General features: G+C 34.3%; 14 protein-coding genes. 4 read left to right on the forward strand and 10 right to left on the reverse strand.

The features are described from left to right. The first annotated feature begins 166 nt into the window (after positions 1 to 166). Together BUR19_RS10145 and BUR19_RS10150 are read left to right on the forward strand one after the other, a co-directional pair. Positions 167 to 658, forward strand: coding sequence for a hypothetical protein (locus BUR19_RS10145; RefSeq protein ID WP_074235215.1), 492 nt, complete (start codon positions 167 to 169; stop codon positions 656 to 658). A gap of 47 nt (positions 659 to 705) precedes the next feature. Next, positions 706 to 1,554, forward strand: coding sequence for a YoaK family protein (locus BUR19_RS10150; RefSeq protein WP_074235216.1), 849 nt, complete (start codon positions 706 to 708; stop codon positions 1,552 to 1,554). Between the two features lie 107 nt (positions 1,555 to 1,661). Here the strand turns inward: BUR19_RS10150 and BUR19_RS10155 are convergent, their stop codons facing one another. The 5 genes from BUR19_RS10155 to holA all read right to left on the reverse strand — a co-directional run bounded on the left by BUR19_RS10155 (position 1,662) and on the right by holA (position 5,661). Next, positions 1,662 to 2,180, reverse strand: coding sequence for a hypothetical protein (locus BUR19_RS10155; RefSeq protein ID WP_139297309.1), 519 nt, complete (start codon positions 2,178 to 2,180; stop codon positions 1,662 to 1,664). Between the two features lie 133 nt (positions 2,181 to 2,313). Then, on the reverse strand, positions 2,314 to 2,628 hold the full coding sequence (locus BUR19_RS10160; RefSeq protein WP_074235218.1) for a hypothetical protein: 315 nt from the start codon (positions 2,626 to 2,628) through the stop codon (positions 2,314 to 2,316). A gap of 136 nt (positions 2,629 to 2,764) precedes the next feature. Then, the gene (gene trxB, locus BUR19_RS10165; protein WP_074235219.1) at positions 2,765 to 3,733 is read right to left on the reverse strand and encodes a thioredoxin-disulfide reductase; all 969 of its coding nucleotides are present in this window, start codon (positions 3,731 to 3,733) and stop codon (positions 2,765 to 2,767) included. A 164-nt stretch (positions 3,734 to 3,897) separates the two neighbouring features. Beyond that, positions 3,898 to 4,593 (reverse strand): hypothetical protein, encoded by a 696-nt coding sequence (locus tag BUR19_RS10170; protein ID WP_074235220.1) that lies wholly within the window; start codon positions 4,591 to 4,593, stop codon positions 3,898 to 3,900. A gap of 30 nt (positions 4,594 to 4,623) precedes the next feature. Then, complete coding sequence (holA, locus tag BUR19_RS10175; protein WP_074235221.1) at positions 4,624 to 5,661, reverse strand: DNA polymerase III subunit delta; 1,038 nt, start codon at positions 5,659 to 5,661, stop codon at positions 4,624 to 4,626. Positions 5,662 to 5,669: 8 nt separating this feature from the next. Here holA and BUR19_RS10180 point away from each other — a divergent pair, with 8 nt between their 5' ends. Both BUR19_RS10180 and BUR19_RS10185 read left to right on the forward strand, forming a co-directional pair. Beyond that, positions 5,670 to 6,104, forward strand: a complete 435-nt coding sequence (locus tag BUR19_RS10180) for a type I restriction enzyme HsdR N-terminal domain-containing protein (RefSeq protein WP_074235222.1) — start codon at positions 5,670 to 5,672, stop codon at positions 6,102 to 6,104. Between the two features lie 79 nt (positions 6,105 to 6,183). Next, positions 6,184 to 8,670, forward strand: coding sequence for an AsmA family protein (locus BUR19_RS10185; protein WP_074235223.1), 2,487 nt, complete (start codon positions 6,184 to 6,186; stop codon positions 8,668 to 8,670). 32 nt (positions 8,671 to 8,702) lie between these two features. Here the strand turns inward: BUR19_RS10185 and BUR19_RS10190 are convergent, their stop codons facing one another. The 5 genes from BUR19_RS10190 to BUR19_RS10210 all read right to left on the reverse strand — a co-directional run bounded on the left by BUR19_RS10190 (position 8,703) and on the right by BUR19_RS10210 (position 13,868). Next, positions 8,703 to 9,710: a VWA domain-containing protein gene (locus BUR19_RS10190; RefSeq protein WP_074235224.1), complete on the reverse strand. Its 1,008-nt coding sequence runs from the start codon at positions 9,708 to 9,710 to the stop codon at positions 8,703 to 8,705. Positions 9,711 to 9,714: 4 nt separating this feature from the next. Next, positions 9,715 to 10,704 carry a VWA domain-containing protein gene (locus tag BUR19_RS10195; RefSeq protein WP_245799054.1) on the reverse strand — a complete coding sequence of 330 codons (990 nt, stop codon included), beginning with the start codon at positions 10,702 to 10,704 and terminating at the stop codon, positions 9,715 to 9,717. A gap of 32 nt (positions 10,705 to 10,736) precedes the next feature. After that, a complete protein-coding gene (locus BUR19_RS10200; RefSeq protein ID WP_074235226.1) occupies positions 10,737 to 11,681 on the reverse strand; it encodes a BatD family protein in 945 nt (314 codons plus the stop codon). A 56-nt stretch (positions 11,682 to 11,737) separates the two neighbouring features. Beyond that, the gene (locus BUR19_RS10205) at positions 11,738 to 12,598 is read right to left on the reverse strand and encodes a DUF58 domain-containing protein (RefSeq protein WP_074235227.1); all 861 of its coding nucleotides are present in this window, start codon (positions 12,596 to 12,598) and stop codon (positions 11,738 to 11,740) included. Positions 12,599 to 12,863: 265 nt separating this feature from the next. Next, positions 12,864 to 13,868, reverse strand: coding sequence for an AAA family ATPase (locus BUR19_RS10210; RefSeq protein WP_074235228.1), 1,005 nt, complete (start codon positions 13,866 to 13,868; stop codon positions 12,864 to 12,866). Between the last annotated feature and the right edge of the window lie 96 nt (positions 13,869 to 13,964).

Here is a 13,964-nt window from a genome sequence, read left to right on the forward strand (position 1 = left end):
TTATTTATTTAAATTAGATTTTGTTCCAAAATTAATTTCCTTAAATAAAATTCTAATCTCATTTTAATCTCTTTAATTACATTTTAATTTCGTTCCAAAGACTTTTTAATTTGGTGAGTATAGTTTTGTATTATCAAAAAATAACAACTCACAAAATTATATAGTTATGATCAAAACCATTTTAATTGCTACGGATTTTTCTTTAGAGTCTCTAGACGTATTGAAAAAAGTTTTAAAAAATAAAACGGAACAGAATGATGAGAACCAATATCATATCCTTTTCGTTTCGGGATATGATATGGGCGACTCTATCAGAGATCTTTTGTTCACGACCAAAAGTACAATTTTTGGAAAAATAAGATCTCAGGAGTTTTGCGATGCCTACAGCATTATCAACAACAAATATCCAAACCTGATCAACAAAATCACTTGTGACATTTTCACAGGAAGCTTCCAGAGAACTTTCAACAGTTATATCGAAACTGCTGCGATAGACGAGGCTTACTTCTCTTCTGTGAAAAGTAAAAATCTCAGCAAAGGACAATTTGATTTGACGCCTTATCTGAAAAAGTGCAAAAACATCAATGCTATCGAAGTTCTAACTCAAACGCCAGAATTTGTTCCTGAAAAAGGAAGATTGGCTGAAGTTTTCTTGTAAAAAAACATACTCAAAAAACACATCAAATCAATTTTAAATAATAAATTATGTTAAGGAATTATAGTAACAGCAGAACGTTGGGAGACAACATTAGACTGGGGACGCTGACTGCATTCACTGCAGGGACTATAAATATAGCATCTCTATTGATATTTCTCTCATTTACGTCCAACGTAACAGGACATTATGCGATTTTTGCAGCAGAAATTAGCCAAGGAAACTGGGCACAGGTTGCTGTAGTTGCAGGATGGATTTTCCTATTCTTCTTTGGAGGATTTGTAGCCAACTTAAGTGTTATCAATTTTAATAAGAAAAGTAAATATTTCGCTCATGCCTTTCCAATTATACTAGAAATACTCTGTCTTTTAGCAGTGGGAATCTATGGACAATTTTATTATAAAAAAACATTGGGAGAAACCGAAGTTTTGGTAGCACTGATGTTATTTGCAACTGGTTTGCAAAACGGTTTAACAGCGAGTATCTCGAACTTCTCTGTAAAAACAACGCACCTTACAGGAACAACTACAGATTTGGGAATTTTGGCATCGATGTTTACTCAGAAAAAATTCAGAAAAAACCCTGAATTAATGGGTAAAGCGAAACTTTTACTAAGCATTATGACGGCTTATGTTCTTGGTGCTGTGTTCTCTGGATTGACCTATTATCATCTGGAATTCCGAGTTTTTTATGTGATAAGCATTTGTCTTTTGGTTGTAATCGGTTATGATTTCTACAAAATTAACCTCAGACATTTCCATACAGAATATAGATATTATAAAATCTATCACAAGCCAACCTTCATCGCATTTCTGTACTACAAAATTCACAATAAAGACGAGAAAAGAACTGTAAGTAGACCTAATACTAATGCAAAATTGGCCTTTAGCGACAAGTAATTATTCCTCTAAAAACACTTCATCATAAATCAATTTTTTGTAATAGTTCTTTATTAAAAACCGCCGGAGAAATGCTTCAGCGGTTTTGATTTGTGATATAACTTCTATTACATTGGAGGCGAAGGTTGTTTTTGAACAAAGATTTTGGATTTCAGCTCGACCTGTATTTTTTCTTTTTTATTCTCATTGTAAAAGATGAGGAATAATCTCTCTGGAAGCATTCTGTCATCTTCGCTCATTCCAAAATAAATGATCCTTTGTGGTAAACCGTCGGTATTATAAAACGTTTGCTCTTTTGCAACCAAAAATCTTGAATCGCTGAATCTATATCGCTGATGTTCCATTGTATTTTTTTTATCATCATAGATATACAGATTCTCAAAATTAGGTTTGCCATCATCAGTGAATGCGACTTCTTGTATCAATCTATTTTTGTTATCATAAACATATTCTATCCCAAGTATTTTATTGGTGATTTTTCCATTTTCAATGAGATAAGTTGTACAAGATTCAAATGATTTTGGAGTTCTTGTGTCACTATACTCTTCTACACAAACCATTACATCATCCTTATTATATTTGTAAGTTTCAATAATCTTCAAATCACCATTTTTATTATGGGACATCGATATTTTTTGAAATATTCTTCCTTGTACATCAAAGTTTTTTTCAACCAATTCATTCCCTGATTCTTTACCGTTTTTCAAAAATGTTGACACGATTTTTTCATATCCATCTGAATACGAATATTTTGATTCACTACGTAATGATAAAAATTTTAGTATCATCTTCAAAATAAGAATCAAAATATCGAACCAGCTGTAGTTTATTATCGTTGTAAGAGTAAATTCTTTTACTCGACAGAAAGAAATCGCTGTTATAATGAGAAATTACATTTCGGTTTTGAGAAGAATCTATTTTCTTTATGTATTGTAATTCAAAATTTTTATCATTACTCAATGCTTTAGTGATTAATTTTTGGTCTTCTTTAGGGAGCTTAGTTACTTTTTCTTGCGCTTTGAATTCACAAAATTGAATTACTATTAAAGTAAACAAGATTGAAATCAGTTTCATTAGTTGTGTTTTTAAGAATACAATTTTAAGTTAATTCTACTTTTAATCAAATAAGAATCATCTCTAATTTAAATATTATAACAAAAAAAACACCGAGAGGTATCCCGATGTTTTTATGTTATGTTAAGTTCAACAATTATTGTTCAACCCAAGTATGGTTTTCTCCAGCCAATTCACCAAGATATTTCTCTGCATCCATTGCCGCCATACAACCGCTTCCTGCAGCCGTAATCGCTTGTCTGTAATGATGATCCTGAACATCGCCTGCCGCGAAAACTCCAGGAAGATTTGTTCTTGCAGATTTACCTTCTGTAATGATATATTCGTTTTCGTCCAAGTCGATTTGCCCTTTGAAGATTCCTGTGTTTGGTTTGTGACCAATGGCGATAAAAATTCCGTGAACATCAATTGTAGAAATTTCGTCTGTCAAATTATTAACCACTTTAGCTCTTTCAACCAAGGAGTTTTCACCTTCGATTCCGATGAGTTCGTGGTTATATTTTACTTCGATGTTAGAAGTGCTTAGAACTCTGTCCACCATCACTTTTGAAGCACGGAAATGGTCTTTTCTTACCAACAAAGTTACTTTGTTACAGATTTTGGAAAGATAAGTCGCTTCTTCTGCCGCTGTATCTCCTGCTCCCACAACGATTACATCTTTTCCTCTGTAGAAAAATCCGTCACAAGTTGCACAAGCCGAAACACCACCACCAGCATATTTTTTCTCATCTGCCAAACCCAAATATTTTGCAGCTGCACCTGTAGAAATAATCACACTTTTCGCCAAAATCTCACGAGAACCTGTACTCAATTTATGAATCCCGCCTCTTACTTTGGAAAACTCAACTTTGGAAATCATTTCATAATGAACCTTAGTCTCGAAACGTTCCGCTTGTTTTTGAAGGTGAAGCATCATTTCCGGTCCGGTAATTCCATCTGGATAACCAGGAAAATTTTCTACTTCCGTTGTTGTTGTTAATTGTCCTCCGGGTTCTAGTCCTGTAAAAAGTTCAGGTTTAAGACTTGCTCTTGCTGCATAAATTGCTGCTGTAAAACCAGCTGGTCCAGAACCTACAATCACACAGTCTAAGATATTGTTCTCCATTTCTATTATTAAATTATTTTATTTTAAGGAATAAATGCCATTTTCTTTCAAAATTGGAATTTTCAAATATAATTCTTTGTTTGAAAAATCGAGTACAAATTTCGGGAATTAATTATTCAGAACCTATCTAAACTGTCAATGTGAAATATATGAATGGTAAATAATTAATGTTTATTGAAAACAAAAGCCAGAATAATCAACACAATATCAATGGCTACCAATATCCAAACTAATTTGAGGTCTGGTTCTGCAAAACCTTCTATGAATTGTCTTATTTTAAAAGATAAAATACTGCTCAGATTGGTATTCGGATTTTTAAAATCCACATCATCCATTTTGATTTTTTTCAGAATAAATTTGATTATTCTCTTCTGTAGCTTAGGCGTTTGCGAATCATTATTAATTGTATCCAGCAGTTTTACTTTTACAACGCTCCAATCTGTAATATTCTTTAGAAAATCTGGTTGTTTCTGAAGAATTTTATCAACATAAAACTCAATTTTAGGTTCCACAAAATCAGCAATTTTGAATTTCCAGACATTATAAATAGCGGAAGCAATTGCATTTTTATTAGCTAAAATAATAAACAGAACTGGTGCGAGAATTCCGACCGTTAATAACAAAGCCGACCAAAACTCGACCATAAAAAGAAAAAAAAATCCTAAAATCGCACCTAAAATTCCCGCATGTCCCGCAGCCGGAAAACCGCCACCTGGATTATCACTAAATAAAATGACAGCAATTGTAATATTGGTAATCATAATCAAAACCCCAATAAAAGCGACTTTTATCCAAGCAAATAATGATTTTGCTGTAATTTTTCCGAACAATTTGATGTTACTTGATGCTTCGTTTTTCATTCGTTTTGTGTTTTAGTTTTATAATTTAGTTTAAACCTTCATTTTCAGTTCATCAATTTTTATAATTTTGTAAACAAGCTCTTTATAAATTTCTTCATCCTCCATTTGTCTTACGCCAAGACCTTTGGATTTCAAATCCATCTCACGAAGAACGGAAATCACTCTTGTAGCGTGCTTCAATGGGTAAAATCTTGCCGCTTCCGAATAATCTTTAATTGCATAAGGATTTACACCCATCGTAGAAGCAATTGTTTGAGGCGATTGTCCTGATAAAGTATGATAAATAACGATATTGGAAAAGAAGTTGTAAAGCGCACCAAAAGCCATTTGCACAGGATTGGATTTTTTGTTCTTTCCCATATAATAAGCAATACTGAAGGCTTTTGCCTGGTCTTTTGTTGCTAATGCTTTCTGCAATTCGAAGATGTTGAAATCTTTACTGATTCCGATATGTTCTTCGATGATTTTTCCATCCAGAATAGCGCCATCTTTTAGAACAATTTTTAATTTGTTAAGTTCGTTCGCAATTCTGGAAAGATCGTTGCCGAGATATTCTGCCAAAAGGTGGCTGATATTGGGAGCAGATTTGATTCCCATTATAGTCATTTCCCCTTGAATCCAAGTCGGGAGTTGATAATCTTTCATCTTCTCGCTGGTGAAAAGCATTCCGGATTTAGCCAGAGTTTTCGCGGCCTTTTTTCTGGCGTCCAACTTTTTATGTTTATGAGCAAAAACCAAAATGGTAGAAGGAACAGGATTTTCCAGATAAGTTTCCAAAGCTTTGGATTCTTCTTCATTCAACTTCATATCCTGCGCTTCTTTCACAATGATGAGCTGTTTGTCTCCCATCATCGGATATTGTCTCGCCAGAGAAAGAACTTCGAGATAGTTGGTATCACGACCGTAAGCAACCGTTTGGTTGAAGGCTTTCTCGTCTTCTTCCAAAACATCCTGCTCAAAATGCTTGACTGCCAAATCAATATAAAAAGCCTCGTCACCCTGAAAAAAATAAACCGGTAAGAGTTCTTTATTTTTAATATTTTTGAGGATAATATCTATTTCTTTCATCTTAAAGTATGCAGGTTCCGAAGCTAAATTTTGATAACACGTTCGATTTTCAAATCAAACAAGACAAAGATACATTTTTTATCTATGATTTGGTTCGGAAAAGCTGGCTTGTACTCACGCCGGAAGAATGGGTGAGACAGCATTGGTTGCATTATTTTCGGTTTGTGAAGAAGAAAAATTTGTCCTCACTAATCCTTGAACAAAAGCTGGAACTGAATGGAACAACGAAACGAATTGACCTTCTCATCACGGAAAAAACTAAACCAAAAATCCTCATCGAATGTAAAGCGCCGAATGTTCCTTTGAAGCAAATTCATTTTGAGCAAATCGCGCGTTACAACAGTTTGCTTGGAGCGGAACAAATCATCATTAGCAACGGTTTGCATCATATTTTCGCAGAGTATACTGAAAACGGTTACAAGTTCCGAAAAGAGATGGAATAATCTAAACAATAATGATTTATAATTTTGGAATAAGTATTGATAATGACTAATTTGCATATAATTCTTAATCCAAAAAAGAATGATTGAAAAAACTACCAAACCATCTAAACTGAAAAAAAAATTGATGATTATCGCCGGCATTATTCTTTTAATGTTGTTAATTTTTCCTTTTGCGCTGGACTTTTACCTGAAAAGAAAATTACCTGACCTCATCAATGATAAAACTGCTTACAACTTAAAATTAGACAATTTTAATCTGAGTTTATTTTCAGGTGATTTAACGGCTAACAATATTTTCATTAATAATAAAAACGCTAAAGATTCTACGGTCACCCAAATTAATGGAACTGTGAAAGAATTGAAAATCGAGGATTTTAGTATTTGGAAAGCGATTTTCAGTAAAACTTATAAAGCCCAAGATGTGGTTTTGAGTGACCCAAATATCGCCATTGTTTTCGCTCCGAAAAAGGATAAAAAAAATAAGAAGAAGAAAAAATTGGATATTGCTTTGGAAAATATTATTGTTTCAAATGGCAATGTACAAATTCAGAATGAGAACAGAAAAACCTTATTCAACGGACAAAATGTGAATATCAAACTCACAGATATTCAGCAAAGTGAAGATGATTCTAAAATCCCGATTGCTTTCAAAGAATTCAAAATCGATGCGCAAAATGTAATCATCACAGCTAACGATTTTTATCAAATCAATGCCGAAAAAATCTCAGCTAAAAATAAAACGCTGGAGATTCTGGGATTTCATCTTAATCCAATTGAGGATGCTAAAAATTATAACGCCAAGAATATTTTTGATTTTGCTTCTGAGAAACTTTCTGCTAAGAATTTTGTCATCAACCAAGATTCTTTGATTGTTGATGAAATCGATTTTGTGAAACCTGACTTGAAAGTCACTTCTACCGGAAAAAAAACAGTTGAGGAAAAAGCAGATAAGAAAAAAGAAATGAATCTGAAAATCGGCTTGAAAAACATCAATTTCAATCAAGGTAAAATACTCGTTTTACAATCTGATTTGCAGAAAACGGCTTCTATTGATAACTTCAATTTCAAACTCAGTGATATTGTTTTTGATAAAAAGACAGTGAAGGAAAAAATCCCGTTCAGGTTCACAAATCATAATATCGAAGCAGAAAATATTTATCTTAAAGCGAACCAATTTCAGGCTTTGCAAATAGAAAAAATCAAGTCTGAAAATCAAGATATTACGATTGATAAATTTCAGATGATTCCTTTGGGGAAAAGTATTCACAAAGATATTCTTGATATCAAAACCGATAAAATTTTAATCACAAAAAATCAATCCAAATATATTGGTCAAAAACTGAATCTCAATTTTGCAGGAATCGATGTTGTGAATCCGGAAATCATAATTCATTCTTCTAAATATAAATCAATTGAAAAAAAGAAAGCAGAAGCAACACCAGATTTCCAGGCTTTGATTGGGAAATTCAATATCATCAATGGGCAATTCCGACAATATTCTGATGGGAAAGAAAAATTGTCTGTGGCAAAATTTGACGTGAATTTGAATCAAATAAAATCAGATAAAAACATCCTCAAACAAGATATTCCGTTCGAAATCAAAAGCCGACTGATTACAGCAAAAAACATCAATCTGGATGCGGGAAAACATTACCGTCTGAAAGTGGCTTCTTTTAAAAATCATAGCAAACAAACCGATTTACAGAATTTCGAATTTCTTCCAAAATATTCCAGAAAGGCTTTCAGTAAAGTGATTGCGAAGGAAGAAGATCTTTACACCATCCGAACAAAACATATTGCGATTACGGACAAAGATTCTAAAATTGGGGAAAATACGGTGATTAATCTGGATAAAATCATCATCAATCATCTGGATTGCAACATCTACCACGACCTGGCGCCACCCGATGATAATGCTGTGAGATATATGTTTAGCAAAAAATTAAGAGATGTGAAATTTCCTCTTTTTGTGAATCAAATTCAGATTCGAAATTCGGATTTGACTTATGAAGAAGACGCTGAAAATGCGAATAAACCGGGGAAATTGACTTTTGACAACTTCAATGCCACCATCAAAAATGTGAATAATACAAAAATCAAAGGTTTGCCAACCTTAATCACGGTTGATTCTGATTTCAAATTTTATGGAACTGCGCCAACGATTGTGACTTGGAAATTTGATGTAAAAGATTTGGATGATAAATTTACGATTGTTGGGAATATTCAGAAGTTATCGGCTGATAACGTGAATCTTTTTGTACGACCTTATCTGAATGTGACTTTGGATGGAAAAATAGACTATGTAAAGTTTGATTATTATGGTTCTAGCGCAGGAATTGCGGGAAAATTTTATTTTAAATACAAAGATATGTACGTGAATTTCCTCAACAAAAAAAATGGAAAAGAACGAAAAGTTCTAACCACTGTTGCCAATTGGTTTGTAAGAAACGAATCGACCGGCGAACCAGAACACGTGAATATCGAAAAGAAACGTGACCCGGAAAGAAGCTTTTTCAATATGCTTTGGCAAGGGATTATGGAAGGCTTGAAGAAGTATGTGATTTAGTTTTTTTTGAACCTTACCCACAAAATATTTACTTAAAGATTAAAATCTTTCTTCGGATTAAATAGGAAAATCAAAAAGAAAAAGAATACAGAAACCGCTAAGAAATATTGGTAGTAATGAACCGCAGACTGCGAACTAATTGTTGTAGAAGTAGAACTTGTGGATTTGTGAAGTTCGTTTACCAGATTGCTTATCACATTGTCCAGATTATTCCCGTCAAGATAATTTCCTCCGGTTGATGAAGCAATATTCTTAAGTGCTTTTGTTTGTAATTTTGACACTACAGTTTCGCCATAAATATCGGATTTGTAACCCATCAATTGACCAAAATAATACTCTGGAATTGGTGCACCTTCCTCTGTTCCGACACCAATCGTCGTCACTCTTATTCCTTCTTTTTTCGCCAAATTAATCGCTTCATCTTCGTGACCTTCATTATCCTCACCATCACTTATTAATACGATATTTCGGGAACCTTTTGTAATATTTTTAAATTTCTGAGCTGCGATTTGAATTGGTTTAAGGAAATCCGTTCCTTGGTTTTGAACAACGCTCGTTTCAATTCCCAAAAGATAATTTTCCGCCGCCGAATAATCACTGGACAAAGGCATCACAGAATAAGAATCTCCTGCAAAAACAATAATTCCTACTCTATCGTTAGTGAGTTTTTGAAGTGAATTGATGATAATATTCTTAGCTTCTTCCAATCGGCTTGGCTGAACGTCTTGGGCATTCATAGAATTGGAGACATCCAGAACGAAAATCGTACTGCTTACATTTTGTTTCACGCTGATTTCTTCTTTCCCAGCTAAAAGGTCAACAATTGAAAATATCAGAAATAAAAAACCAAGCAAGTACAACAACGGAAATAATTTGGCGAACCAAGACGTTTTTTCAAACAAAACATCCTGAAATCTACCTTCTGCAAAAAGATCACGCTTTCGGTTTTTCCAACGCACATAATGGATGATAAAGTAACCAATGACAGGCAACAAAAGAAGTAAAAAAAGATACCAGTAATTTCCTAAATACCAATTCATCTGCTTAATTCAAAATTTTAAAAATTACCCATCTCAATAACGCATCCAACAACAAGAATCCTAATGCTACCCAAAGAAATATCCTGAAATATTCTTCATAATTATATAATTTGGAAGTTTTGACTTCGGATTTTTCTAATTGGTTGATTTCGTCATAAACCGTTTGCAAACTGCTGTTAGAAGTCGCTCGGAAGTATTTTCCGCCAGTTAGTTGTGCGATATCCATCAACGTATTTTCATCAATCTGAGTTTTAGTTTCCGTGAAAACCAATTCACCAAAAATGTTGGTCGCCGTTGGCATTGCTGCATATCCATTACTCCCGATTCCCACAGTATAAACTTTGATACTGTTATTTTTCGCCAATTCTGCAGCGATTTGTGGTGGCATTGCATTTATAACGGTATTCACACCATCGGTCATCAAAATGATGATTTTACTCTTGGCCTTGCTCTTTTTAAGGTGATTCACAGCTACAGAAAGTCCTTCTCCGATTGCAGTTCCAGGCTGTAATTCCAGAGGATTTAATTGATTCAATTCATCTACAACAACTTGATGATCGGTTGTCAAAGGGACTTTAGTATAAGCTTCTCCCGAATAGGCGACCAATCCAATCCTGTCATTTTCTCTTTTATTAACGAAATCTATGGCGATTTTCTTCAAAGCCTCGAGTCTGTCCGGATCCAAATCTTTGGACAACATACTGAGTGAAACGTCCACGGAAAGCATAATATCAATTCCCTTGGTTTCGTCTCTGTCCTGTGAAACCGTGTAAGTTCTTGGTCTTGCCAAAGCAATAATTAACGCTGTAAGAATGAAATATTTTGAGACTTTCAGAAACTTCATCACCAACGAAATATTTCCGCTTGGTCGCATATTACTCACAGAAGGCACGGCAATTCCTCTACTCTTTTTCTTGCCAGAATCCAATATCAACAAAGGAATGAACAAAATAAAAAGCAATAAAAACCACGGACTGTAAAACTCGAAATTCACGGATTGATTATAAATGATGGTTGATAAATGATTTATTTGAGCTTTCTAATTTTGGATTTATCTGATTCTGAAAGTTCTTCAACAGAAACATTCCGAAGATTCTCGGCCTCTACATCTTTGGTAGAACGTTTTACAAAATCTCTGATTTCTGTGAAGTCTTTTGACATTATTTCTTTTGTAGGAATGGTTTTCGCAAACTTAACCAAATCACTTCGTAAGAAAATATCTTCCACTATTTTTTCATTTTCCTGAGAAATCGCATTGGTATTTTTCATATAATCCACCAAATCATCTGTCAACAAAACATCTGCAGGAATCTGATATTGTTTAGTGATAAATCCTCTGGTAATCTCAATTAACTCCACATAGAAAGCACGGAAATTTTCGTTTTCGATATAGTTTTTCTTTCTTAGTTTTTCTAAATCTTTCAAAGTCTGATTGGTTGTCACCGCAGGACTATCTTTGCGTTTTCTTCCCCATTTTACGATACCGATGATTAAAATAATGATTGCAATAATGAGGAGAGCTAAAAGAACATAGAATTTATACATTTCCCAGTAATCCTGGACATTCAGTTCCACTTCTTTGTTCTTCATAATGTCATTTATCTGGTCGCCTTTTTTGGCTGTATTAATGACTTCAACTTCGTATGGAATGGTTTTTAGGATTTCATCACCAACTTTAATTTCGATTTCCGGAATTGTAAATTTACCTTCCTGAAAAACTGCAAATTTTACAGAACGCAGATAAATATCTTTCTGAACCGCAATACTGTCATTCACCATCTCAAAATGAAAAGGCAGTAACTCATTTCGTGGTGCAATCTGAACATTCTTCCCATCCAAATCCAAAATCTGAATCTTGAAAACCGCAACCTCGCCCAAAGCCAAAGTGGTTTTATCAAGACTTGAAGTTAAAGTCTGACTAAATCCAAAAGTAGAAATGAAAATGAAAAGTGAAAGAAGATATTTAAACATTATTGTTTTTAGTTGATAGTATTTTGTGTTTTGATTTTTTGACTTGATTCTAAAATCTATTTCCTAAAATATTGATACAAAGATTTGCTGTAATCATCAGACGTTTTGATATCTAAAAAATGAGCCGAAGAATTCTCGAATTCATCTTTCACCTGTCGCATTTTTTGCTTTTGTTGCTCTGCATAATTATAACGCCACCTTGCGCTGGAAGTATTGGCCCAGATTTCTTTTCCGGTTTCTGAGTCCCGAAAAAGCGCATAACCGATGTCTGGAATCTCCATATCTTTTTCGTCGTAAATCCTTAACCCTAACAATTGGTGCTTTCTGGCAGTTACATTCAGGATTTTTTGGTCAAATTCATCTTCGAAATCAGAGAAAAGGAAAACCAGAGATTTCCTTTTGAAAACACTCATCATATAATTGAAAGCGACATCCAAATTAGATTTTGAAGGAACATAATCTGCGGACAAAATATTGCTGATAATCGACAAAACGTGTTTTCTGCCTTTCTGTGGCGGAACTACTTTCAGAACTTTGTCAGCGTATAAAATCAGTCCAACTTTATCGTTGTTTCCAGCTGCCGAAAATCCTAGAGATGCGCAAACTTCGGCAACATATTCTCTTTTCAGCTGGGTTTTGGTTCCATAATCCATCGATGCGGAAATATCGACAACCAACATCATTGTCAGTTCGCGTTCCTCCTCCATTACTTTGACGAATGGTTCGCGAAAACGTGCTGTTTTGTTCCAATCGATTCGTCTTGTATCGTCTCCGAATTGATATTGTCGCACTTCTGAAAACGTCATTCCCTGACCTTTGAAAGCACTGTGATATTGTCCCATAAGCGATGCTTCCGTTTTCTTTCGAGTTCGGATTTCTATCTGCTTTACTTTTTTGACAATGTCTTTTATTTGCAATTTAAATTGATATTTTTTAGTTGGAATGCTTTGGCGGTCATCGGTTGATAGTTTTCAGACATCTCATCTATAAAAGAATTCGACGAGTGACCACTATCAACAGATTAACCAGATTTCAAAACAAAATTTGTCCTAAATTATTTTTTACATTTCCAAGTTCGACTCCTACGGAGCCGTCTCGAGGAATTATAGTCTCTACAAACATTTCGTTCCTACGGAACTTCTTATTTCTCAAACTCAAAAATTCTCAGACCCTCCAACTCATTTAGGGAGCTTGTATTTTCCCTAAAATTTTATTGACGATATCATCTTGAGAAACTTCCTCAGCTTCAGCTTCAAAGCTCAATCCTATTCTGTGTCTCAAAACATCTTTTGCAATTTCTTTCACATCTTCCGGAATCACAAACGCTCTTCCTTTGATGAAAGCATACGCTCTGGATGCGATTGCCAAATTGATACTTGCTCTTGGCGACGCTCCAAAGCTGATATAATTTTTGATGTCTGACAATCCATATTTTTCAGGATAACGGGTTGCAAAAACCATATCCAGAATATATTTTTCGATTTTTTCATCAAGGTAAATTTGATTGATGAGTTTCTTGGCTTCAACAATTTGATTCAAATCCACCACTTTTCTGATTTGCGGAATATCCTGCGTAGAAATCATTCGCATTACTTTTCTCTCGTCCTCAAACTCAGGATAATCGATTTTACACTTCAGCATAAAACGATCAGTTTGCGCTTCCGGCAAAAGATAAGTTCCTTCTTGGTCAATTGGGTTTTGAGTCGCTAAAACTAAGAATGGTTTTGGCAAAAGCATTGTCTCATCACCTATTGTCACTTGCTTTTCCTGCATCACTTCAAGCAAAGCAGACTGAACTTTCGCTGGCGCACGATTAATCTCATCTGCCAAAACGAAATTGGCGAAAACAGGTCCTTTTTTTATGGAGAAATCGTTATCTTTAACATTATAAATCATTGTTCCCACAACATCTGCAGGCAACAAATCCGGCGTGAACTGAATCCTGGAAAACTCACCGTCAACAGCTTCTGACAAAGTTTTGATTGCTAAAGTTTTAGCCAATCCTGGAACACCTTCCAAAAGAACGTGACCATTGCCCAAAAGTCCTATCAAGAGACGATCAATCATATATTCCTGACCAATAATAGCGCGGTTGATTTCTTGTTTTAAAATAGAAAAAAAGTAATTCTGTTCTTTTACTTTTTCGGTAAGTTGTCTGATATCTTCTGCTTGATTCAATTCTGACATAGTAAATCTTAAAAATATAATTGGTAAATTTCATATAAAAACCCGCAACAGCAAACACAATAATTGCTAATCTTGCGTTAAATATTTGTTAAAACA

This window comes from Epilithonimonas zeae (assembly GCF_900141765.1).
Taxonomy (GTDB): Bacteria; Bacteroidota; Bacteroidia; order Flavobacteriales; family Weeksellaceae; genus Epilithonimonas; species Epilithonimonas zeae.

What these genes read in the sequence shown, in the direction of transcription:
- BUR19_RS10155 (WP_139297309.1), bottom strand. Translation starts at nt 2,180, where the DNA reads ATGTCCCATAATAAAAATGGTGATTTGAAGATTATTGAAACTTACAAA.
- BUR19_RS10180 (WP_074235222.1), top strand. Translation starts at nt 5,670, where the DNA reads ATGCAGGTTCCGAAGCTAAATTTTGATAACACGTTCGATTTTCAAATC.
- BUR19_RS10150 (WP_074235216.1), top strand. Translation starts at nt 706, where the DNA reads ATGTTAAGGAATTATAGTAACAGCAGAACGTTGGGAGACAACATTAGA.
- BUR19_RS10145 (WP_074235215.1), top strand. Translation starts at nt 167, where the DNA reads ATGATCAAAACCATTTTAATTGCTACGGATTTTTCTTTAGAGTCTCTA.
- BUR19_RS10160 (WP_074235218.1), bottom strand. Translation starts at nt 2,628, where the DNA reads ATGAAACTGATTTCAATCTTGTTTACTTTAATAGTAATTCAATTTTGT.
- BUR19_RS10200 (WP_074235226.1), bottom strand. Translation starts at nt 11,681, where the DNA reads ATGTTTAAATATCTTCTTTCACTTTTCATTTTCATTTCTACTTTTGGA.
- trxB (WP_074235219.1), bottom strand. Translation starts at nt 3,733, where the DNA reads ATGGAGAACAATATCTTAGACTGTGTGATTGTAGGTTCTGGACCAGCT.
- BUR19_RS10210 (WP_074235228.1), bottom strand. Translation starts at nt 13,868, where the DNA reads ATGTCAGAATTGAATCAAGCAGAAGATATCAGACAACTTACCGAAAAA.
- BUR19_RS10170 (WP_074235220.1), bottom strand. Translation starts at nt 4,593, where the DNA reads ATGAAAAACGAAGCATCAAGTAACATCAAATTGTTCGGAAAAATTACA.
- BUR19_RS10190 (WP_074235224.1), bottom strand. Translation starts at nt 9,710, where the DNA reads ATGAATTGGTATTTAGGAAATTACTGGTATCTTTTTTTACTTCTTTTG.
- BUR19_RS10185 (WP_074235223.1), top strand. Translation starts at nt 6,184, where the DNA reads ATGATTGAAAAAACTACCAAACCATCTAAACTGAAAAAAAAATTGATG.
- holA (WP_074235221.1), bottom strand. Translation starts at nt 5,661, where the DNA reads ATGAAAGAAATAGATATTATCCTCAAAAATATTAAAAATAAAGAACTC.